General features: G+C 41.1%; 16 protein-coding genes. 4 read left to right on the forward strand and 12 right to left on the reverse strand.

Annotated elements, in window-relative coordinates; all coding sequences use genetic code 11:
- Nucleotides 1-195 precede the first annotated feature (195 nt).
- The 10 genes from AACS98_RS07265 to AACS98_RS07310 all read right to left on the reverse strand — a co-directional run bounded on the left by AACS98_RS07265 (nt 196) and on the right by AACS98_RS07310 (nt 13,588).
- Nucleotides 196-2,427, reverse strand: a complete 2,232-nt coding sequence (locus AACS98_RS07265) for a GumC family protein (protein WP_066377757.1) — start codon at nt 2,425-2,427, stop codon at nt 196-198.
- 103 nt (nt 2,428-2,530) lie between these two features.
- A complete protein-coding gene (locus AACS98_RS07270; protein WP_066377759.1) occupies nt 2,531-3,619 on the reverse strand; it encodes a glycosyltransferase in 1,089 nt (362 codons plus the stop codon).
- Between the two features lie 103 nt (nt 3,620-3,722).
- On the reverse strand, nt 3,723-5,036 hold the full coding sequence (locus AACS98_RS07275; protein WP_066377761.1) for an NAD(P)H-dependent oxidoreductase: 1,314 nt from the start codon (nt 5,034-5,036) through the stop codon (nt 3,723-3,725).
- A 102-nt stretch (nt 5,037-5,138) separates the two neighbouring features.
- A complete protein-coding gene (gene rfbC / locus AACS98_RS07280) occupies nt 5,139-5,708 on the reverse strand; it encodes a dTDP-4-dehydrorhamnose 3,5-epimerase (protein ID WP_066377762.1) in 570 nt (189 codons plus the stop codon).
- Between the two features lie 88 nt (nt 5,709-5,796).
- A complete protein-coding gene (locus AACS98_RS07285) occupies nt 5,797-6,744 on the reverse strand; it encodes a glycosyltransferase family 2 protein (protein ID WP_066377763.1) in 948 nt (315 codons plus the stop codon).
- A gap of 122 nt (nt 6,745-6,866) precedes the next feature.
- On the reverse strand, nt 6,867-7,964 hold the full coding sequence (gene rfbG / locus AACS98_RS07290; RefSeq protein ID WP_066377796.1) for a CDP-glucose 4,6-dehydratase: 1,098 nt from the start codon (nt 7,962-7,964) through the stop codon (nt 6,867-6,869).
- Between the two features lie 350 nt (nt 7,965-8,314).
- Nucleotides 8,315-9,088 carry a glucose-1-phosphate cytidylyltransferase gene (rfbF, locus tag AACS98_RS07295; protein ID WP_066377764.1) on the reverse strand — a complete coding sequence of 258 codons (774 nt, stop codon included), beginning with the start codon at nt 9,086-9,088 and terminating at the stop codon, nt 8,315-8,317.
- 582 nt (nt 9,089-9,670) lie between these two features.
- Nucleotides 9,671-11,869 (reverse strand): tetratricopeptide repeat protein, encoded by a 2,199-nt coding sequence (locus AACS98_RS07300; RefSeq protein WP_066377766.1) that lies wholly within the window; start codon nt 11,867-11,869, stop codon nt 9,671-9,673.
- Nucleotides 11,870-12,076: 207 nt separating this feature from the next.
- On the reverse strand, nt 12,077-12,859 hold the full coding sequence (locus AACS98_RS07305; protein ID WP_066377770.1) for a PP2C family serine/threonine-protein phosphatase: 783 nt from the start codon (nt 12,857-12,859) through the stop codon (nt 12,077-12,079).
- Nucleotides 12,860-12,913: 54 nt separating this feature from the next.
- Complete coding sequence (locus AACS98_RS07310; protein ID WP_082803698.1) at nt 12,914-13,588, reverse strand: vWA domain-containing protein; 675 nt, start codon at nt 13,586-13,588, stop codon at nt 12,914-12,916.
- Between the two features lie 605 nt (nt 13,589-14,193).
- On the opposite strand from AACS98_RS07310, the gene AACS98_RS07315 reads away from it, so the two are divergent.
- Both AACS98_RS07315 and AACS98_RS07320 read left to right on the forward strand, forming a co-directional pair.
- Nucleotides 14,194-15,567: a response regulator gene (locus tag AACS98_RS07315; RefSeq protein ID WP_066377771.1), complete on the forward strand. Its 1,374-nt coding sequence runs from the start codon at nt 14,194-14,196 to the stop codon at nt 15,565-15,567.
- A 107-nt stretch (nt 15,568-15,674) separates the two neighbouring features.
- Nucleotides 15,675-16,025: a hypothetical protein gene (locus AACS98_RS07320; protein ID WP_066377772.1), complete on the forward strand. Its 351-nt coding sequence runs from the start codon at nt 15,675-15,677 to the stop codon at nt 16,023-16,025.
- An 18-nt stretch (nt 16,026-16,043) separates the two neighbouring features.
- Here AACS98_RS07320 and AACS98_RS07325 read toward each other — a convergent pair whose 3' ends face one another.
- Nucleotides 16,044-16,694 (reverse strand): hypothetical protein, encoded by a 651-nt coding sequence (locus AACS98_RS07325; protein WP_066377773.1) that lies wholly within the window; start codon nt 16,692-16,694, stop codon nt 16,044-16,046.
- A 280-nt stretch (nt 16,695-16,974) separates the two neighbouring features.
- Entirely contained in the window at nt 16,975-17,562 is a 588-nt protein-coding gene (locus tag AACS98_RS07330; protein ID WP_157087495.1) for a hypothetical protein, read from the reverse strand.
- 654 nt (nt 17,563-18,216) lie between these two features.
- Between AACS98_RS07330 and pheT the strand changes: the two genes are divergently transcribed.
- Both pheT and AACS98_RS07340 read left to right on the forward strand, forming a co-directional pair.
- The gene (gene pheT, locus AACS98_RS07335; RefSeq protein ID WP_066377775.1) at nt 18,217-20,652 is read left to right on the forward strand and encodes a phenylalanine--tRNA ligase subunit beta; all 2,436 of its coding nucleotides are present in this window, start codon (nt 18,217-18,219) and stop codon (nt 20,650-20,652) included.
- 492 nt (nt 20,653-21,144) lie between these two features.
- Nucleotides 21,145-22,251 carry a hypothetical protein gene (locus tag AACS98_RS07340; RefSeq protein WP_066377776.1) on the forward strand — a complete coding sequence of 369 codons (1,107 nt, stop codon included), beginning with the start codon at nt 21,145-21,147 and terminating at the stop codon, nt 22,249-22,251.
- Nucleotides 22,252-22,313: the final 62 nt, after the last annotated feature.

Below are 22,313 nucleotides of genomic sequence, written 5' to 3' on the forward strand. Positions count from 1 at the left end.
AATGACTAATGACTAATGACCAATGACTAATGACTAATATATCAGCCCAGCAAAAACACAAGTGCGATCGCAACCCTGAACAGGCGATCGCACAATCAAAAAGTATGACTCAAGTCAGATGAATTCAACAGGGAGCAGGAAGCGGAGGCAGCAGGTGAAAAGAATTTTTACCTATTCCCCAATCCCCAATCCCTTCTACTTCTCTACCGCTTGTTGTAGAGCATATCGATATTCCCTAGCATACTGTACATAGGTACTATCAGAGTTGGCCACCCCATTAGCCACAACTCCAATCAGGTTTAACCTACTCAACATACCTGTAGCTTGGGCGATTTGGCTGCGAGTTACCCTACCGATGCTAGCTACCAATACCACACTCCGACAAGAGGAAGCCGTCAGCATCGCATCCACCAAACCCAAAACAGGCGGCGCATCGATAATTACTAAATCATAGTTCTCCTCAAATGCGTTCATCAATTCCTGCATCCGGGGAGAACTCAAAAGATTAGCAGCATCAGCAGGTTGAGGGCCAGCCGTTAAAATATCAATATAGGTTGAGCCTACAGAATGAGTTCCAATCTGATTAGGCAAAGTGATCTCACTAGCCAAGAGAGTAGAAAGCCCTTGATCATTGGGAATATTTAGCTGTTCATGCAGACTCGGATGACGTAAGTTAGCATCAATCAACAGTACCCGTTTATGTAACCGCGCCGCACTCATCGCTAAACCCAAAGCGAAAGCTGACTTACCCTCATCCACCACAGGCGAGGAAATCATCAACGACTTCAAGCTAGAGACAGAATTTAAAAGTTCGATATTTTTGTAAATCAGATCCAAAGATTCCCAACGGTGAGGAGATTGTAAAACCTCAATCGTCCAAGGTGCAGGTATTTCTGGCTTACCAAAAGGTAGCTTAATCATAGATTCTTTGGTTTTAGCTGGTGCTAGTTTAGGAGTAGTTCCCAACAAAGGCAAAGCAGCTTGTTTTTCTAACTCAGCCGTAGTGTGAACAGAATCATCAGATGCTTCCCGAATAAAGGCGGCAATACCACCCAACATTAACCCTACCACTGCACCCAACATCAGATTTTGCTGGAGGTTAGGGCCTAATTTCACACCTAGTTGGGGTTCTTCCACAACTTCCCAATTAAATCCACCCTTGGCTAATTCTTGGCGCAATTGCTGTTCTGCCCGCAACAGTTGCTCCAATCTTTCGCGACTAAATTGTAACTGTGGTTGTATGCGGTTGTAATAAGCCAATAGGGGCGGAAAGCGTTTGATTTCTAGACGTAGCTGATTTTCTTTCTGTGCCAAACTTTGGTCACGCGCACTTAATGCAACTATAGTTGTCTGTGTTTCTACCAGTTGACTAGCAAGGTTAAGGTCAATTTCACCTAGTTGTCCTTGTTCCAGAAGCGGTTCCCTGGAATTGAAAACACTGACTCCTTTAAAGCCTAAAGTTCTGCCTACTTCTTGTTGCAATAATTCCTTTTGGCTTTGCAGTTGTTCTTTCAACTTCTGCACGCTAGGAGTCTCATCTGTAAAGCGTAGGCGTTCTTGAGCCAACGACAGTTCTGTTTTTTGAATTTCGTTGAGTAAGCCTTGATAGCGAGTAGACTGACTCAGACGGGAAGCAACTAAAGCATTTTGAGGAGAACGGTTGAGTTGTTCTTGCAAAGATTTTTGCTTGGCTAAAGCCTCTTGATACTGAGAACGAGTAGTACGGCGTTCCTGTTCAACAGCGTTCAAAGCATCTTCTAAAGCTTTAGCCTGTGCAACTGGATCAATTAAATTCTGATTTCTGCGGAACCGTTGTAAGTTGGCTTCAGCCGCGTTTACTTCTTCGCTGGCTTTGCTTAATTGTTCTCTGATAACTTGTAGACCTTTTTGCAGACGCATATCCTGCTGTTCTTTGTTGTATTCCACATAAACTTGACGAATAGCAGCCAGAACTTTTTGCGTCTTTTCGGCATCGTTAGCTGTGTAGTCTACCTGGAAAATTTTAGTCGCTACATTATCTTCTTTCGTCTTGATTTGATTCAAGACTAAAGCATTTTTAATGTCAGCGACAGTAATATTTGGATATTCAGATTGTAGTTTTGTAACTGCTTTTTGAATCAGTCCTGAACTCTGCATCAAATTAAGTTGAGTTGCAGTATCTATCTGGACATCAGGTTCGAGAAATTGAGTTTCTGGCCCGGCTGTCTCTCTTCTACCTTGGTAGTTAGGTTCTACCAACAACTGCATTGTACTTTTGTAGGTAGGTTTGGTTTTAGAAGTGATGAAAGCTGCTAAGGCAATTGTGGTGAACAATACTGCTAAAAACCAAGGAAATCTCCGAATAAGTACCGTAAAAATTTTTCCATAGCTAGGTTCTGTATCTTGATTTGAAGTGACGATATTGGTGCTTAGACTGCTTTGAACCACGTTTATTATCCTTATCTGCGAGACGCTACGTGAACTACTAACAAATCAGATTTGGTAATTTTCACTAATTGCCCAAGCTGAAATAAAAGGACAGTCTTCTTCTTCAATTGACACCACAAGTTTCGTCAATAACTCGCTCAACTTTGTTAAAGAAGACTTGTTCTGAAAAATTATTCACAGCATGATTACGAATATTTTCATAATTCCAAGCAATTTTTCCGGACTCTAATAATGCAGTTTGTAAAGATTCCGGTGTTTGTCTGGTAAAAAATACTCCGGTGTGTCTATGTATTTGCGTATCTAATACACCACCTGCGCCATAAGCAATCACTGGTGTACCACTAGCATTAGCCTCTACAGGTACTAAACCATAGTCTTCTAAGGCTGCTACTATTATGGATTTCGCTTTCGCAAACAAATCTTTACGTTGGCTGTCACTAACATGACCTAAAAATTGAATATTATCCAACGCTTTAGCTTGTAATCGTTCTCTTTCTGGGCCATCTCCAGATATTAATAACGGCCATCCTAACCAGTTAAATGCTTCAACTATGATATCGAGTCGCTTATAACTAATCATCCGCGCCGATGCTAAATAGTATTCATCTTTGGTATCTGAAAAAATAAAGTTACTGGTATCGATAGGATAGTTAATCATCAGTGCTTGTTTGCCGTAAATCTTGTGAATGCGGCGGGCAACTGTGCTGGAATTGGCAATGTAGATATCAGGTTCCTGAGCATATTTCAGGTCTACATCTCTCATTAATTGAAAAATTCTTTGGATGAAGGGGGCAAAGTAGCGATAGTCACTATATTCTCGTAAATAAGTTTCTGTATCCCACAAGAAACGAGTGACATTATGACAAAAGCAAATGTGTTTGGCATCTTGTCGCTTTTTCACTGCTTTGGCAAAGCTGGTACTACTGCTAATAATTAAATCGTAGTCTTGCAAATCTAAAGCCCGGAAGGCAGGAAAATATAAGGGAGCCATTAATCTAAAATATTTGGCTGCACCAGGAATTTTTTGTAAGAAAGTTGTCTTAACTATGCGATCGCCTACATCGATAGTTCTCTCAGGATCATATAAAGATGTAAAAATATCCGCTTCTGGATAACGGTGACAAAGTAGTTCAAAGACGCGTTCTGCTCCACCACGCTGCGTTAAATAATCATGAACTAGGGCAATTTTCATGGTCTTCTCAAATTATTAATTAACCGCCGATCAGATACCCTGAACCCCCCTTGTCCGAAGGGGGGCAATATTTCTAAATTACGATTGCCAAATAAGTCAGATGCTAGCTAACTGTGGCGAGGACTTTCTCTGAGGCAAAATATTGATTTTGTTCGGCTCTGAGTTGGTCACACAGTCTGCCTGCTGGTAGTTCTACATCATCGTAGGTGAGGACTTGATCCCTGGGAATATCACGCTTGAGACGGCATCCTTCGGCTAAACCCATTGGTAGAAGCTTTTGTTGTTGGACAATATTGGAATTTTCACATTGTCCGTAGGTCATATAATAGCCTATGCCATCTAAAGTGTCTCCTGCCTTGAGGTCAATTTTGGCAGTGGCTACTACGTCCACTAAGGGGCCGCCTAAAGGAGCCATCACAGCATCTTGGAATAAAACTGCACGGGCTACAGATAAGGGTACTTCAAAATGGCAGAGGTGATAGGGGGTGTAGAAGCTATATAGAGGGCCTTCACCTAATTTGTAGAGGTCGAGGTAGTGGCGTTGTTTGGGGTCGTCATGGGTAGCAAAGACAAACACGCCAGGGCTGGGTTTAGCTCCAACTACATAGTCTACGATGCCACCGAGTTCTTTAAGTTGTTCCACATCATACATATTGGTCATTTCGTCTACATGACCGGTGAAGTTGTAACCCAACATTCCCCGCTTGGCAACTTTCATGCCTGTGGCGTTGGCAACGATCGCCTGCTCGAATGATATCTTTGTACCGTCGGCAAAGCTTGTCACCATGTGGGCTTTTTGTCCCCAACGTTTGGCGAATCCTTCTTGAGTGGTAGGGTTGCGGTAGGGGTCTTGCAATCCTTTGATATTTCCGCACAATAGGGGAGTCAAACCAATACTTTTGACAAATCGGTAAAGGTTCAACTCTACTCCTGGTTGGTCGCCATCACAAGCGGAGAGAATCACGCCGGCTTTATCTGCATAAACTTTGAGGATGGGGCCGATAGTAGCGTCGAGTTCGGCGTTCATCATAATAATATGTTTGCGGTGAGCAATTCCTTGCATCACCATCTGAGTACCGAATTCCACTGCACCAGTCACTTCGATGATCGCATCAATACCTTGGGCTTGGCAGATGAAGTTGGCATCTTCAGTAATCGCATATTTCCCTTGAGCGATCGCTGTCTCTAATGCGCCTACACTCTCAACAATTTGAATTTCCTCAATACCTGCTTCTGTATACGCACGTTTAGCACCATCCAGGCTACGGTTAGAGATTGCTACCAACTCCATACCAGGAACAGAATTGATAATTTGGTTAGCAATCCCTCGACCCATAAAACCAGCCCCAATCATTCCCACTCTCACGGGATTACCAGCAGCAGCACGAGCTTCTAGAGCGCGATCAATAATAATCATTTTGTTAATTCCTTTATTTCGTATTGTTTTGAGGCAGGAGGCATGAGCAGGGGAGGCAGGGGAGTAGAGGGAAAAAATCTCATCCCCAATCCCTTCCCATGCCTAACAAACTGCTTCCACTGGATTAGAACTACCGATGGGAATGGTTTCTAACAGGGGAAAATTGGCATCTTTCTCAGAAATTAATGTGACTTCTAACGGCCATTCAATGTTAAAAAATGGGTCATTATAACGTAGCCCTCTTTCATATCCTGGCGTATAAAATTCACCGACTTGATAGACAATTTCAGCATCATCGCTCAAAGTTTGATAACCATGAGCGAACATTTCTGGTACATATAAAGCGCGGCGGTTTTCTGCTGTGAGTTCTACACCAAAGTGAGATAAAAATGTCGGTGAGTCAGGACGCATATCAATAATTACATCATAAATAGCACCTTTAATACAACGCACCAGTTTAGTTTCGGCTGCTGGTTTGAGTTGATAGTGCATTCCCCGGACTGTGCCTTTTGTATAGTTATAAGCAATATTGCACTGAGCAACTACTGGTTTTAAACCGTGGTCTGTAAATTCTCTAGCGCAAAAAGTCCGAGCAAAAAAACCTCTGTTATCTGACTTTTCTTCTAAATCAATAATAAATGCGTCTTGTAGCGATGTAGGAGTGAAAATCATAGTTGACAGGAATATAATTTGAACAGAAGAAATAATTACTAATCACTTAGTATTTACTCTAGATAAAGATGCTCAACAGGAACTTTATCTATTGAAAAAACACCAGATCAACAGTTGCCATCCTAACTAAAATCAAAAAAGGCATGACTGTTCTGATAGCAGCAATCGGCCATCGTCGCAACTTATTTAATAAAACCTTTGTGTCAATCTCTTGGCAAAACTGCAAAAGTATCCGTCTGCAAAATTCCTGCGAATATCCACTTGCTTCCAGTTTAGATATGACTTCAGGTATATGTTTGTATTGCATTAATAGCACCGCTTTGGGCTTTTTGTGCCAAAAAGTCGCACCAAAAGCACATTCTAAATAAGTTTTTTTTGTGACAATCACATTGCCGTGTGCAGCACAATAGCCCGCTATGTATGCTAATGACATCCAGTTATTTGCAGCATCTGACCAATTTTGCAGAGCGCGTTTTATTAAATCAGTGCGATAGATACTAGCACTCAAAAAGATAACTGCACCCAAACTTTTAGCAAAACAATGCTCAAAAATCGCTTTACCATCACTACAACCATCTTCACAATCAGCATCAAACCAGCGATTACCAATAATACTTGGTGGATATATTGGATGCCCAGTAATTTTATTGCAACCAGAGAAGTTGAGAAATAACAATGATAGATTCTGCTGTTGTTTAAGTTTATCAATAACATCAGCTATTGTTCTATCTTGAATGTGGTCATCAACACCAATTGCCCAAACATATTGGGTTGCTGCTGAATTTAGGCAATACATAATATTTTGCATTATGCCTAAATGTTGCGGATGCTTGTGTGATTTAAAAGTGAGATTAATCAGCTTTTTCTGCCATTTCTCTATAATCTCTGGAGTATGATCGCTAGAACAGTTATCAGCAACTAATACTTCACAGTCTGATTCAAAACCTTTGATAGATCGTTCTAACCAAGATAACTGTTGATCAAGTAATTCAGCACGATTATAGGTGGGAATGGCAATGGTTAATAATTTGCTCATAAGCAATAGGCAATAGGAAAGAAGGCTCTTTGATTTGCACCTAGCTTTGCCACAATCAAATAGGAGTCCTATATTGCCGCAACTCCCCTGGAAAAGTAGGGAGTTATTTGTTGTGACTTGGACTAAACTGACACTAGCTGTTCAGCATTGCTAGATAGTTGCATAAACTGCTGAATTTGAGATTGAGTTTTTTGCTTGATGTCATAGCCTTGTTCCCAGGCTTTAGTCCAATCTACTATCCAGGCTAATGCCGTTGCTAAGTCTAATTGGGGTTGCCAATTGATCAGATTACGAGCTTTAGAACAATCTAAGGTTAAATAATTGGCTTCGTGAGGTTGAAATCTACTATCTTGAATCCAACTAGCATTGTTCCCCCACAATTGCTGGAGTTGCTCAACTACCCAAGAGACTGTTTTCACTCCTGACTCATCAGGGCCAAAATTCCAGCCACCTGCATACAGACAACCTTGAGTAAATAATTTTTCCGCCAAAATCAAGTAACCATGAAGTGGTTCTAGAACGTGTTGCCAAGGGCGAACTGCTTGGGGATTTCTAATCACAACTTCTTCTCCTCCCAACCAAGCGCGGAGAATATCAGGAATGAGACGATCTTTAGCCCAATCCCCACCACCAATTACATTTCCGGCTCTGACAGTAGCTACAGCCACGCCATGTTGAGAGTAGTTAGCAGGATTGAAGAATGACTGACGATAAGCTGTAGTGACTAACTCTGCACATCCTTTACTGCTGCTATATGGATCATATCCGCCCATCGGATCTGTTTCGCGGTAGCCCCAAATCCATTCTCGGTTTTCGTAACACTTATCAGAGGTAATGATGACTACTGATTTGACGCTGGATACATAGCGGATTGCTTCCAGTACGTTGACTGTTCCCATGATATTGATTGCATAGGTATCTACTGGCTGCTGATAAGATTCCCGCACTAAGGGTTGAGCTGCCATGTGGATGACAATATCTGGTTGGAAAGTCTGCATTGCTTGTTGCAGATAGTCTAAATCTCTGATATCTCCCACTACTGATGTCATGCCTTCAGCGACATCAGCTAACTCGAACAGACTCGGAGATGTTGGCGGAGTTAAAGAGTAACCAAACACTTCAGCCCCTAGCATTTGTAGCCATAGGGACATCCAACTGCCTTTAAAACCTGTGTGTCCTGTGAGAAAAACTTTTTTTCTATGCCAAAAATTTGATTCCATCACCAAACCGTTCACTTTAGTTGAGCAGAATTTCTAACTTTTGCGGTTAATTTTTATGACATCTAGTATTTATTACTTACGAAAAGTCATAAATACTTCCATGTTTTTATTTGGGGTAGATATCATCTGATTTCTACCATTGGGGGGATTTACATCAATTCTAGATTTAGGCGTAAATTGCCCCTGGGTTGGGAATAAATTCGGTTGTTTTGCAATAAACTCCGTGACATCTGTTAAGTATTACCATACAACAGTATTGCTAATAATCTTTGGCAAAATGCCAAAAGCTTACGCCAAAGGAGTTTGTAGTTGTTGTAATTATCTCCTCACTGGTATTGTGTGTATTGGTGTTACCAAACTTTCCAGGGAGCTTGGTTAAGATTCCATAATTCTTCTAAGTAGTTTTTATCTCTTAATGTATCCATTGGTTGCCAAAAACCATTATGTTTGAAAGCTGATAATTGTTCTAAATCTGCTAACTTTTCTAATGGTTCTTTCTCCCAAACTGTAGTGTCATCAGCAATAAAATCAATTACGGCTGGTTCTAAGACGAAATAACCACCATTTACCCAGGCACCATCACCATCTTGTTTTTCTCGAAAACTGGTAATTTTAGTTTGTTCTTGTCCTAGGGAAATCGCACCAAAACGACCGGCTGGTTGTACGGCTGTGAGTGTTGCTAGTGTCTTTTGTTCTTGATGAAATTTAATTAGTTCGGTAATATTCACATTGCTGACACCATCACCGTAGGTAAAGCAAAAAGTTTCATTCCCAAGATGTTCTCTGATATGCTTCAAGCGTCCGCCTGTCATGGTGTTATCACCTGTATTTACTAGGGTGACACGCCAAGGTTCAGCATAACCAGAATGGATATTCATCTGGTTAAATCGCATATCAAAAGTTACATCAGACATATATAAAAAGTAGTTAGCAAAATATTCTTTAATGATGTAACCTTTGTAACCACAACAAATAATAAAATCATTAATGCCGTGGCTAGAATAAATTTTCATAATATGCCAGAGAATTGGTTTACCACCAATCTCAACCATCGGCTTCGGTCTGATACTGGTTTCTTCACTGAGGCGTGTACCCAGTCCTCCAGCCAAAATCACCGCTTTCATGCAACTACCTCGGAGATTTATAAATTAATTGTTGTGAGAAATTTATCAGGATGAAGAGGATGCACATGGATGGGAGAAAACTTGATTTCTCTTGTAGTTTTCTTCGTACATAGTCTAACTATTCTTCTCGGAAATTGTATAAAGAAAGGATAAATAAAAAACTTTTATCTGTTAAACCTTGATAAATCCAAATATTTGGCTAAATAATTGACTGCAAGTAGTAAAATACTTCTAATAAATTAGAGTGATGAATTTCTACATTGAGTATTTTAGGATTGTAAAAATCAACACTAAAAACTCTTAAATAATATGTTAATTCCTCAAGATACACTACGAATTCAAAAAATCTCGGCAAGATATCAATTATTATAGGGGCGCAAGCCCTTGCGCCCCTAGTAAATCTATCTCTTACATTCTTGTTTCTCATGGGTATAACTAGCGAGAAACTCAGAATACAGTATTTTGAATCGAGAATAGTTGTTAGCAAGTCCTTGTCCACAGGAGGATGCTATACATCTGGAAGCCAATTACCAAATATCTTCTCAAAAATTTTAGGTTTGGAATGCTGAATTCTGATGCTAGTTACTGTGTAAGGGTGGAGTTTGTATCTGCAAATCGCCACAAGTTAGCACTTTGGAATAAAGCGTTACATTTGCTTTCTTCAATGATACAGATACTACTTAATGCTTGCTGGTAAGTTTCTGTATCTTCTTGTTCTAGAGAAAGTTGGGCAGCAATCTGTAAATCGGCAATGGCTTTGAGATGACTAGGATCAGATGATGTACCAGTGAGTTGGGCGAGTTCATGGCGCACCATGCCGCGTTTCAGGTAAACTTTGGGCAATTGGTTGTTAATCTTTAAGGCTTGGTCAAAGTCAGCGATCGCCTGCTGATATTCCCAGTGAGAATCACCACTATATTGAGCGATTTGATAGCGGACAGAACCACGCTGAAAGTAAGCTTCAGATTTGGTATCGTTGATTTCCAATGCTTTGTCAAAATCCGCGATCGCTAGTTGATAGTCTTTGAGAGTGTCACCGCTATATCTAGCCATTTGGGCGTAAACAATTCCCCGACGGATATAGGCTTCGCTTTCTTTGGGGTTGACGCTGATGGCTTGGTTGAAATCAGCGATCGCTAGCTTGTATTCTCGATCAGGATCTTTGCTAAATTCCGCCAGCATATAGCGGGCATTACCCCGATTGACAAAGGCTTTGACTTCTTGCGGGTTAATTTGCAAAGCGGCTGTATAGTCTATCATTGCGCCTTCGTAGTCTTTGAGGTTATAGCGGGCATTCCCGCGATTAATGTAGACTTTGGCGTTGGTAGGTTCTTTTTGAATCGCCAGGCTAAAGCTATCTACCGCTTGCTTGTAATTTTGTTCTTGATAAGCAGCATCACCTTGCTGGTAGTAATCTGCAAAAGTCTGAGTCTGACTACTTGTCGCTGGCTGTGTAATCAAGCTTTGTTGGGCATAATTATTAGCTGAAACTAAGGGGCGGGTAAATTTCATCATCACATCCAAGTACCCCAATACCCCTAACCCCAGCAAGCAACTAACCAGAGGATAAAGTCTTTTTCGCCGTCGAGGGCGATAGGGAGCAAAACTAGAGGTGGGTAGCTGCCAGTGACTTTGGTACAAGGGCATAACTGGCAGTGGTAAAGCAGCCGGTTGTACAGTTAGGGTGCGTCCTTTTTTGGTAGTCTTGCGGGGACGTAGATGTTCTCTTCTCTCAATCGCTTGCATTGAGGGGAAAGGATCTCTACCACCCAAACGTACCGCCCGTTCACACCAAGGGCAAGTATGCAAGTGATTGCTGTAGCGATGCTGGGGATTAACACTACAAGTAGTCAGAGAGTCCTCGGCTTCCGCTAAGGCAGACAACCAAGTTTGAGCATGAGGACGCTTTTGGGGGGTATAGTGTCCATCCTCGAAACACTGCAAAAACAAGGCTTGCAGTCTGGGATGAAGTGTTTGCCAAGGTGGTGCAATCGGTGTAGGTAAGTAGGGAACTTGCCGCTTTTTACTGTAGGTGAAATGTCCAGAAGCAATTCTGGCTTCGTAGGGCGGTGGTTCGGCAATTTCCTGATAAATACCAGAAAAAGGATGTGTCCCTTCCATCAATAATTGGAAGATGAGGACTCCTAAGCCAAATAAATCATGACTAATTTGGCGGTCGTGATGAGCAAAAATTTTATTTTGTAGCTCTGGGGGTGTAAACTCAGGTTTACCCACCGGGCAACGATAAACTATATCGTTTTCTGGTTCACGCACTTGGAAGGAATCTGTATCTACCAAGGTGACTAATGCTGTGTCACTGACGAGGATATTTGACTCGTTGACATCACCGACACAATAACCACTGTTATGTAAAGCGGCAAAAGCTGCGGCCAGATTGCGAGCTGTACGCAGGAGATACTGATAATTGAATAATGGACAGTGTTGGCGGCGGGTTTTGGGGTTGTAAAAGTCGATGATGGGACGCATTCCGCGAATGCGAGGCATTAAAAAGCCAATGATGCTGGTGTTTTCATCTACCCCCCACAGTAATTCTTGCGGCCAAGCAATGGAAATATGCCCCAAACTCGCCGTTGGGTTTTCCGGTGGGTTGGCAAGCATCGCCCGGAGTTTATTACCATGAGCCAGCGTAGGTTTATGATAAACCTTTGCGACTAAATCGCCCGCCGATGGCACAGCATAAATACAAGCTTCACCGCCACGCCCTAAGCTAACGCTGAGGCTGAGAATTTCTTCTTGGGGAAGATAACGTAGTACCTTCATGATCAAATCACGATTAAGGGGTTATTGGCAAAGGCATGGGAAGGGATTGGGGATTGGGGATTGGGGATTGGGGATTGGAAGGGATTGGGGATGAGATTTTTCCTCTCTGCTTCCCTGCTTCCTCTGCTTCCCTGCTTCCTCATCTTCCTCTACTCCCTACTCCCTTACTTTCTGCCTTGTTGTTTACCGAACTTGCAGAATCCTGGCTCATGAATGGTTGAAGGCACCGAGAATCAGCGTCAAATCATCATCAGTACGTTGTGTAATCCGTTCAGAACTTAAAAACCTCACTAACTGTTCTTTCGCTGCTGTTTTATCCTCTGTTTTTTCGACGAACTCGAATAAAGGAAAAAAGAAAGGTTTGTGAGGTTCACCAACAACCATGTTCAAAGCCAGCATTTGTAGTCCATCGGTAAGGATTCCAATGTTGACTATGGCTTCCCGCCATAGTCTCATCTGCGCTGTATCTAAGGCACCTGGTGAAGTTAAAAAGGTCGTTTCGTTGATATATTCGCCGTTGTGAGGTATGGTCAAGGCTAAGAGGTGGCCTGTGCGATCCTTAGCTACTGCTAATCCATCACCAATTTGTACGGCTGCGACCATTTCTGGTGAGGCGATCGCAATAATTAAGGTAGTTGCTAAATCCTGGGGCTGTTGTTGGCAAGCCGCCGCTTCATCTTCTACAGCTTTTTTAGCGGCTACCAAAGCATCAGTTAACAACAATTGTACAGTTTCATCATCAGCCAAGGAATATCTAGTGATGTTTTTGAGCGATAAATTCTCAATCGCTGTTTCTACAGCTACCATCGCCCCGACTTTTCCTTGACTGGCAGAACCCGCACCATCTGCGGCCGCTGCTACCAACACGTTATCAGGCAACTGTTGCCAGTGGTGAGCATCTTGACACAGCTGCTTATTTTTGAGGTGGCTTGTACCACAAACAGAGGCGGCGACTACTTGCCAATGAGGGTTCTGTTTTGATGTTTTCATATACTTGTTTCGTCAGCTAGCTGTGAAAGTGTGAGGCCGCAATTCGCACCCTATCTAAATAGATCCCCAGCCAATCGGCGGTAGTGCTATTTGCTCATCTATCTGAGAATGGGAAACTGCTGACATACTAGCTGATAACCAAACAAACATTTCGATAAAGTTCAATCCTTTGAGTTTCAGGGGTGTCCGCACGGCAATCTGGTTTAAACGCGTCATATTCGCGTTTTCTACACCGACGCTGAAAAAGGCGACGCGTTTATTGGCTTCGTCGTCTTGTAGACGTATTGCGGCTTGCTCTACTAAATGGTCTAATTCTCCTTGTGGCTCACCATCAGTAATCATAAATACCCACGGACGATAATAAGCAATACCGTTGGCACGATACAAAGATTTTCTCTCCTGCACCATATCCAAGGCTTTATGAATCCCCGCACCCATACTGGTTAATCCTTGGGCTGTCAAAATCGGCGGTTGAAATTGATCCGCCGTTACAAAGTCTTGTATCACATTGATATGACTATCAAAGGTAACTATTGCTATTTCTACCCGTCTGGCGGCTATGGAATTTTTGACTAACTCATCCTGAAAATTTAGCAAGCCCTGGTTTAATGCCTCTATAGGTGTGCCTTGCATCGAACCAGATGTATCGAGCAACAACACACAAGGACAACGTGGTTCTGGATTCTCCGCAAATTCTACTACTTCATCTAGCATTAAGGTTTCATTCATAACCTTTTGTGTTATGTTATAGTTCAACGCTCTATTTTCCTTTTTCCAAAGTATATAGTTGCCACAGTCGCAGGCAACAAGACCACAGGTAGATGTTTGCTGGTAGATGCTTTAATCTTCATTTAAAAGATTATTTTCACCGTAAGCTCTACAGATTTAAGCAAATTTTAATCAGGATGTAGAGACATAAAAACATAGATTAAAGTTCGCATGGGTGGCGAACGCCCATCTGCCATAATTTATCTACAGCAACCACAGAATATAATAAATAATTTGCATTTGCCTATATAAATTTTTAAAGATTTGATGTGAGAATTTTATTTTTCTATATAAATAATAAATTTACAATCAAATTAGTTACCATAAATTTATACCTAATGTAACTAAGATAACTTTCCGCTCAACTTTTGAGAAAATATTAACCCCAAATATAGGTGAGGATTTGACAAACTATTAAAAAGAAAAATTTACTACTTTGTCAAGTATATGTCTCTTCTGGAGCAGAGTTAATGGACAAAAAGCTTGTAAAATCACATAAATATTCACATTTTCAATGAGAAAATTTTACTTAAATCCTGTGTGTTTCTCCAAAACCATCCTACAACATGAATAATATCGGCACATTTACAACACTCCGACCTCAGAATTTATTAAGACAATTATCTAGTTGTTTGGATACCACTTGTTTACAAGCTGAGAGTAATTTAATTACTTGGTTAATTTACCTAGAAAATGGAATACTCACCTATGCTACCCATTCTGTAGAGCCATTTGACAGACTAGAACGCCATCTCCGCCGCCTCAGTCACCAATGTCCCCTGGTAACGCCAGAAATTCGTGTGCAACTGCGCTTGTTATTTGAGACTGACTCACCCTATCTAGTTAACGAAAATCACCCACCGGATTATCAGGCGATTCAATGGCTGATGAATCAAGGATATCTAGATAATCACCAAGCTTCATTACTCATACAAGAAGTAGTTAAAGAAGTAATGGAAGCATTTATTTTGATTCAAAATGGCACTTATAGTTTAAGTGATTCGTCTCAAAAATTGCCTGTAATTTGTCGGTTAGATGTAGCTAAAGTTATCAACTTTTGTCAAGCAAAATTACAACATTGGCAAACTTACCTACCAAAATTTACATCTCCTTATCAGCGTCCTTACTTGTTACTGAGTAATCCAATTTCTGGCAAAGTGGCAACCGAACTCCAGCCAAAATTAACTTATTGGATGAAGGGTTTTAGTTTGCGACACCTGGCTGTGATTATGAATCAAGATGAACTGCAACTAGCGCAATATTTATACCCTTACATCCTGACTGGCGAGATTATTTTAAATGAACCAGATCCACCTTATGACCTCTTACCCAAAATGGTGGTCAATTTGCCAGAAATACCTGAGTATACAACTGGATTCCTAGGGAAGAAATTAGTTGATACAGTGGTAGAATTGAGTCAAAATGCTACTCCTATCAACCCAAATGTAGAGATAAAAAATGTCACTCATGTTAGGCGATCGCGGATTTCTGCTGATACAACAGCCATCGCTCAACAACTAAATAACACAAATTCTGTTCCTGAAAGAGTAACCCCTGCTACCACTACCCCAGAAAAGCAATACAAAATTGTGTCTGTGGATGATAGTCCCACAATTTTAAAAGAAATTAGCTACTTCTTAGAAAACGAAAATTTTACTGTCATAGCCATTAATGACCCATTAAAAGCCGCTATGTCAATTATTAGACACAAACCAGATTTAATCTTACTAGATTTGAATATGGCGGGAATTGATGGTTATGAATTATGTCGGATTATCCGCAATAATTCTATGTTTAAAGAAACACCGATTATCTTTGTTACAGGCAATAAAGGGCTAGTGGACAAAGTAAAAGCCAGATTAGTCGGTGCTTCGGGATATTTAACTAAACCATTTACCCGTGCAGAATTGTTAAAAATAGTATTTATGCACTTAGCTTAAAGGCTGTAAAATACTATTTAGGGAATAGGGCATCGGGCATTGGGAATAGGGAACAAAGCAATACTTAAAATCACTGTATAATTTGTATAGAGGCTATTTTGGCTGCTATGTTTTACTCAATCTTTTTTTTGATATTGTTTCTTGTAGGGCCAGGATTAGCAGCGATCGCTCTATACTATTCTTTAGCAGTTCGGTGGCAATTACTGTTGCTTGGTGTTTGCATTCTCTACGGTGTGTTGCCGTTTATCATCGCTGGGATAGGCTTAATTTTAGCTCAACGCTTTGGCTGTCAAGTAGATATTGGTATATCCTATAAATGTCCTGAAAATCCCCAGATGGAAGGCTGGGTGACAGGAATGATATTTATTGGCGCATGGGGTGGAATTATCACTATTCCATCTGGTGTTTTAGGTGTGATTGGAATGTTGATTTCTTTAGTAATGAAAACGCGAACTTAGGCAGACACCTTTAATATTCTATCTGCTAACAAAAGCAAAGGAATTGATTATCTGTTGATATGCTCGGCGATAAATAGCATCATTATTACCATACCCAGTTTTGGATAATGTCAGCACAATAATGCGAGAATCTTTAGGACTGAAAAAAGCAACGTGTTCGTTTTCGTATAAGCCACTAGATTGAAACTTAATTCCTGTTTGTCCAGCAATTCTAGCAGATTGAAAATCACGAGTTACACCGAATTGTTGACTCTGCTTCACCCAGTTTTGTAAACTCAATTTTCGCGGATTGTTATTGACAGTAATATTAACATTAGCTGGGTATTCTGTACCTCCTTGATATGCACCAGCGCGGATTTTTTGCGCGTGGTTTTTAGTCCAAATATCAATAGTGGACAAAGGAGAATCAACGTTATTTCTGGGGGTGGATATCTGATTATCTATGACAAAATCTTTGGCAGAGTAGCTAAATTGAAACCGCAAGCGATCGCTCCGGTAAGTACCGGGTTTTTGTGACACCTGTTTTGGTGTAGACTTAGGTGTAGCGATCGCACCGTGACTAGAAAAAGTTGCTTGTGGTTGACAGGCTAGCATACCTACTGTTGCTAAACCGATCAACGCAGGTTGTAAAATCCACCTCTGGATGTGCTTGTAGTCAACTGTCATCATTGTCTCCTGGGAACTCAGCCGTTTACAGAATAGAGTGCTGATAACTTCAAAATAGCAATGATGCTTTTCGCAATTCCTGACGGGTGGGTTTGTGTATGTGTGTAACAACGGACTCGACAATAGTAGGCGATCGCTATATGATTTTTTTGATATATACAGCACTTCTGTGCTGTATATATCAAGCTCAGTCTTTGTGATAAATAATCCCTTCTGAACTAACTACTAGAGTTTGCCTTAAACAGCAGCACCATCAACTCGAAGTTGTTCGAAGTTCATTGACTTATCTTGAACACGAACCAGGTAAGACTTGATATTCAACTAGATAAAAATTACCTTCATCTGGGTTTGTCACAACTTTAGTGCGGACTTGAGAGTCCTCTTCTGATTGACTGACAACCATACTGCCTAGAGAATCATCCGAACTAATAGTATCATATTCCCAAAAGTTTACCTTACCACTACCACTAAAAGGTAACTGTGCATTAACATTAAGTGTTTGCCCTTGCTTAATTTTACGATATTTCCCCCGTGCAGGCCAAACTGCATTTTTTAAGCCCTTACCAGTATTAAAAGTCAAGTATAATTGATCGGGGAATCGTTGACCTAGCTTTTGAAAGATATTAACTAAATTAGGAGCTTGAGATTGAATTACAGCATTAGCTGCTCCTAAGTCACCTATAAAACTCAAAGCGAAACCACTTCCCCTAATTACTCCTGTTAACAAGGAAGAAGAAACTCCTGTAGATACCGCTTTGGCTTGAATTTTTCTGATTCTTAAGCAAGATGCTAGGCTTGATTCTGCTAAACTTAATGTTGTTCCCAGCCCTAATAAAATAGACAGTCCACAACTGATCATTCTTCTATTCATGATTAAGCTCCTAGATGATATTAAACTGCAATTTGTATTTCGCATCTAGTTTAGGCATGGTATGAAGACAGCAGCCAGTAGAAACTGAACTTACAACCATTCAAGTCTTCTTTATAAAGGTTGTAAAATATGTTCATGAAGCCTGATTAAATAACCCTTAATTTTTTATGAACAATTATGTTTTACTGGTTCTACTACTTGATTACTAATTATCAATAATTAGCCAGCTTATATCAGAATCTTTTGACAGAATTATTTAATTCCATCAAAAGAAAATTTATCCATTTTTTCTATGACAATATGTATCAAAAGGAGGAAGTGCAGTAGATGTAGGTTGGGTTAAGCGCAGCGCAACCCAACTAGGATATTAGTGTTGGGTTTGCTTACGTCAAACGCCATTCGCCCCAAGCCGGGAAACCCGTCCACGGCGATGGCTCCCTAACCTACAATTTTTTGCTTTGCGCCTACCCAGCGAGAAGCCGCTTTGCGCCTTCCCTGCGGTTCCGCTTTAGCGGTATGCGCGAAAAAACCCACCCCTAAACCCTGTTTCCAACAACCTCTAACAACGTAGTAGGATGAGGAACGGGGAAACCTCAACAGTCACGAGGCGACCTAAAATTAGAGCAAAAGACGAAACAGAAAACAAGCACACTCATGCGAATCTCTCTGAATTGGCTGCGGGAACTGGTAGAGATAAAATTAAGCCCCGAAGAACTAGCTCACACCCTGACAATGGCTGGGTTTGAAGTCGAAGATATAGAAGACCGTCGCACGTGGGCAAACGGCGTTGTAGTGGGGAGAGTGCTTGAGCGTCAACCCCACCCCAACGCTGATAAACTGAGTGTATGTCAAGTAGATATCGGTGCATCAGAGACATTAAATATAGTCTGTGGTGCGCCGAATGTCCGGGCGGATATTTATGTCCCTGTCGCGACAACCGGAACTTATTTACCAAACATCGATTTAAAAATCAAACCCGCCAAACTGCGGGGTGTCCCATCTCAAGGGATGATTTGCTCCTTAAAAGAACTCGGTTTACCTGCTGATGTAGACGGAATTCATATTTTTACTCAAGAAAATCTTCCTTTGGGTAGTGATGTCCGTCCCTTATTAGGGTTAGATGATGTAATTTTAGATGTCACCGCCACCGCTAACCGTGCAGATGCTTTAAGTATGGTCGGGATAGCGCGGGAAGTCGCCGCTTTGACTGGTGGAAAACTCAGCATACCTGCACCTGGGGAAATATCTATATCCCAAAACCCAGGCGCATTAAGTTTAAAAATCGCCGATACCCAAGCTTGTCCAGCTTACATTGGAACTGTTATTGACCAAGTAAAAATCTCCCCTTCCCCCGAATGGTTACAACAACGCTTGCGTTCTGCTGGCGTAAGACCTATTAATAATGTGGTGGATATTACTAACTATGTGTTGTTGGAATGGGGACAACCACTACACGCCTTTGATCAAGAGCGTTTAACCACCGTCGCGGGTAATGGTAATCTTAGCATCGGGGTGCGTTTCGCTAACGCCAAGGAAACCCTAAAAACCCTAGACGGACAAACTCGCAATTTGTCACCCCAAAACTTATTAATCACAGCTAATGATCAACCCGTAGCTTTAGCCGGGGTGATGGGTGGGGAAGAAACAGAAGTTCATGACGCAACCCAAAGCTTAGTTTTAGAAGCAGCATTATTTGATTCTGTCGCCATTCGCCGTTCCTCCCGCAGTGTGGGTTTACGTAGCGAAGCTTCGGGAAGATACGAACGGGGTGTTAACCGTGCAGAATTAGAAGTTGCTTGTCGTCGCGCTTTATCCCTAATTATAGAATTAGCTGGGGGTGTGATTGTTCATCAAGAAATCGCAGATACCCGTCCTGATCCTACTACCTGGAGTCGTTCTATTTCCCTGCGTTTAGACAGAATAAATGAAGTTTTAGGGCCTGTAATTTTGGGTGAGGAAACCGGAGAAATAGAAGCACAAGATGTAGAAAGAACCCTCACCGCACTCGGTTGTCAACTAACTCCCGCAGGTGAGAGAACTTGGAATGTGACAGTTCCACCCTATCGTTACCGCGACTTAGAACGGGAAATAGATTTAATTGAAGAAGTTGCCCGTCTCTACGGTTATGATAATTTCTGTGATACCTTACCAGATAAAGCCGAAGCTGGTTATTTACCCATTGACCAAGAATTAATTCGCAAGTTACGCGCAGCTTTACGGGCGGAAGGTTTGACAGAGTTAATGCAATATTCTTTAGTTAAACCTGGGGAAGACCGACAAATTGTTTTGAGTAACCCCTTATTTGTCGAATATTCGGCTTTGCGTACCGATTTGTTAACTGGGTTGATTGATGCGTTTCAATATAACTTAGAACAAGGTAACGGTTCTCTCAATGGTTTTGAAATTGGGCGAATTTTCTGGCAAGGGGAAGAAGGTTTGCGAGAAGCAGACGCATTAGCTGGTATCATGGGGGGAGATAGAACCCTGGGCAAATGGTCAAAAGGTGGCAAAGAACAACAGATGACCTGGTTTGAAGCCAAGGGGATTTTAGAAAGTGTGTTCCAGCAAATGGGCATACAAGTAGAATATCAGCCTGATTGCCGTGATGAGCGTCTGCACCCAGGACGTACCGCTTCGTTATGGGTGAGGGGGAATAGGTTAGGGATTTTTGGTCAATTGCATCCCCAACTACGCCGGGACAAAGATTTACCTGAATCGGTGTACTTGTTCCAGTGGGATTTAGATGTATTATTAGATGCGGTAGACCAAGATGAAATTCTCACGCCTACCTTCACAGCTTATTCTACCTACCCAGCGAGCGATCGCGATATTGCTTTTTTTGCACCGGTGAAAGTCTCCGTTGCTGAACTAGAAAAAGCCATTACCAAAGCTGGTAAAGGTTTACTGGCATCTGTGGAATTGTTCGATGAATATCGTGGCGAAAATGTCCCCACCGGACAACGTAGTTTAGCCTTTCGTCTAGTATATCGGGCGAGCGATCGCACCCTCACCGATAACGAAGTCGAACCAGTACACAACAAAGTCCGGGAAGCTTTAGTAGAAAAATTCGGCGTTAACCTCAGAAGTTAACACTGCTAATTACCCAAGGTAGCTTCTGCAAAGTCATTTAAGTTTCTGACCCCGTTAAATTACCGTTTTAGCGGGGGTCTTCTTCTATTTGCTATCCCACGCTACCACCTAGCTGACTTTTCCCTAGAGGTATGAAAACGGCTCTCACCAAACAAGTCGAAATATGAGTCAACCCAGCCTACCAACCAGTATATGCCGTTTGTGTTCTTTAAGTTTTTTGCCAGAATCTCAAATCATAACTAGAACCATATTTATCACATCATACTCAACCGTATTTTTTCTGATTATTATTGCCAAATTACTGTTTATATCAGTGGCACTTTCAATAAATTTACTGGTAAAACTTCTGATACTCAATACTTAATAATCACTGTAAATAAAATTTCAGCTAAGTAATTGTAATAAATAGTAACTATATATTAAGATATATGAAAGGCTAAGTTTCAGTATAAAAAATATTAATGAACACAGGTAGTAGTAGGTAAATTCTGTATGTTACAGCGTTTAAACAATAATTCGACACTAATCACAGATATACCCAATCCGGGCAATATAGAATCTTTAGCACAGCAATGGGCTAAAAAATATATGCAGAATCTTCAGATAGATATTGTTGAAGAAGATTCTCAGACATTAACTTTATCAGATTTAGTCTCACCATTTGGACGACAAAAAACAGCCCATAAAATTTTAGATTCTTTACGCAGTGCCAGTGCTAAAGCTTGGAATAAAACTGAAGCATTGTTATCGGTAGAAGTTGCCAGACATAACATACATCCTGATCACATTAATCCCTGGGAGATTGCAGGAGATTCATTTAAAATTTATCAAAAAGTTTTGCAAGTCTACACACAACAAGGAATTACTCGACCTTTATCTTTAGTTGTGCAATTAGCACAAGAAGGTAGCCAACTTAATGAAAAGGCATTAGAAGTTTACACTCAACAGATTGCTCCTAGCCAATTGACAACAATAATTGGTGCAGATATCGGAGCTATGCGAAAAAAATATGTTAGTTCTGATCCTAGAGTTATTGGCTTTGTAAGTATGCAATTTCATTACACAAGTCAAATGCTTTTAGAACAACTGGATACTTTAGAGCGATCGCTTGTTCGTGCATACTTTAAAGTTATTGATGACCACTTATATATGCCTTTGCAACGTGCTTATGAAGCCGCAGCCGAACATGATTATAATTCCACAGTCTTGTTAGCAGTACAAAACTTATTACCAGTGAGTACACAAATTGCTCAGAGGGTATGTCAAAGAGTCATAGAAATGTATCCCAATTACGGCTCTATGTCAGGTAAGTTGAGTGACCCAGAGGTGAGAATTTCTAGTATTAGGGATGTAGAAATGTTTCAGGTTTACCTGTGGGTATCGGCTTTAGAAGGCAATATCTCAGCAATTCAACAAGAATTATTTCCCCTATGTGTCATGCTTTATCCTAGATTAAAAGTACATTGGGAACTCATTCGTCAAATGCTGCATTTACTAGGTAAAGAAATCCAAGCTCGTCTAACTTCTGAACAAGCTAATAGTTTCATGCCATATTTTCAAGTATTGCCGCAGATGTTTTCACCCGAAGTTTTTGGTTGACCTGAGTTTTAACTTTTTTCTAGTAATGATATGCAATCTTAACCCCATTTTCCCATAAGATG

Source organism: Anabaena sp. CA = ATCC 33047, assembly GCF_963870205.1.
Lineage (GTDB): Bacteria > Cyanobacteriota > Cyanobacteriia > Cyanobacteriales > Nostocaceae > Trichormus.

Coding starts and splice junctions, on each gene's coding strand:
- AACS98_RS07300 (WP_066377766.1), bottom strand. CDS start 11,869: ATGAAGGTACTACGTTATCTTCCCCAAGAAGAAATTCTCAGCCTCAGC.
- AACS98_RS07315 (WP_066377771.1), top strand. CDS start 14,194: ATGAATAATATCGGCACATTTACAACACTCCGACCTCAGAATTTATTA.
- rfbG (WP_066377796.1), bottom strand. CDS start 7,964: ATGGAATCAAATTTTTGGCATAGAAAAAAAGTTTTTCTCACAGGACAC.
- rfbF (WP_066377764.1), bottom strand. CDS start 9,088: ATGAAAGCGGTGATTTTGGCTGGAGGACTGGGTACACGCCTCAGTGAA.
- AACS98_RS07285 (WP_066377763.1), bottom strand. CDS start 6,744: ATGAGCAAATTATTAACCATTGCCATTCCCACCTATAATCGTGCTGAA.
- AACS98_RS07340 (WP_066377776.1), top strand. CDS start 21,145: ATGTTACAGCGTTTAAACAATAATTCGACACTAATCACAGATATACCC.
- AACS98_RS07320 (WP_066377772.1), top strand. CDS start 15,675: ATGTTTTACTCAATCTTTTTTTTGATATTGTTTCTTGTAGGGCCAGGA.
- AACS98_RS07270 (WP_066377759.1), bottom strand. CDS start 3,619: ATGAAAATTGCCCTAGTTCATGATTATTTAACGCAGCGTGGTGGAGCA.
- AACS98_RS07275 (WP_066377761.1), bottom strand. CDS start 5,036: ATGATTATTATTGATCGCGCTCTAGAAGCTCGTGCTGCTGCTGGTAAT.
- AACS98_RS07330 (WP_157087495.1), bottom strand. CDS start 17,562: ATGAATAGAAGAATGATCAGTTGTGGACTGTCTATTTTATTAGGGCTG.
- AACS98_RS07310 (WP_082803698.1), bottom strand. CDS start 13,588: ATGAATGAAACCTTAATGCTAGATGAAGTAGTAGAATTTGCGGAGAAT.
- AACS98_RS07325 (WP_066377773.1), bottom strand. CDS start 16,694: ATGATGACAGTTGACTACAAGCACATCCAGAGGTGGATTTTACAACCT.
- rfbC (WP_066377762.1), bottom strand. CDS start 5,708: ATGATTTTCACTCCTACATCGCTACAAGACGCATTTATTATTGATTTA.
- pheT (WP_066377775.1), top strand. CDS start 18,217: ATGCGAATCTCTCTGAATTGGCTGCGGGAACTGGTAGAGATAAAATTA.
- AACS98_RS07305 (WP_066377770.1), bottom strand. CDS start 12,859: ATGAAAACATCAAAACAGAACCCTCATTGGCAAGTAGTCGCCGCCTCT.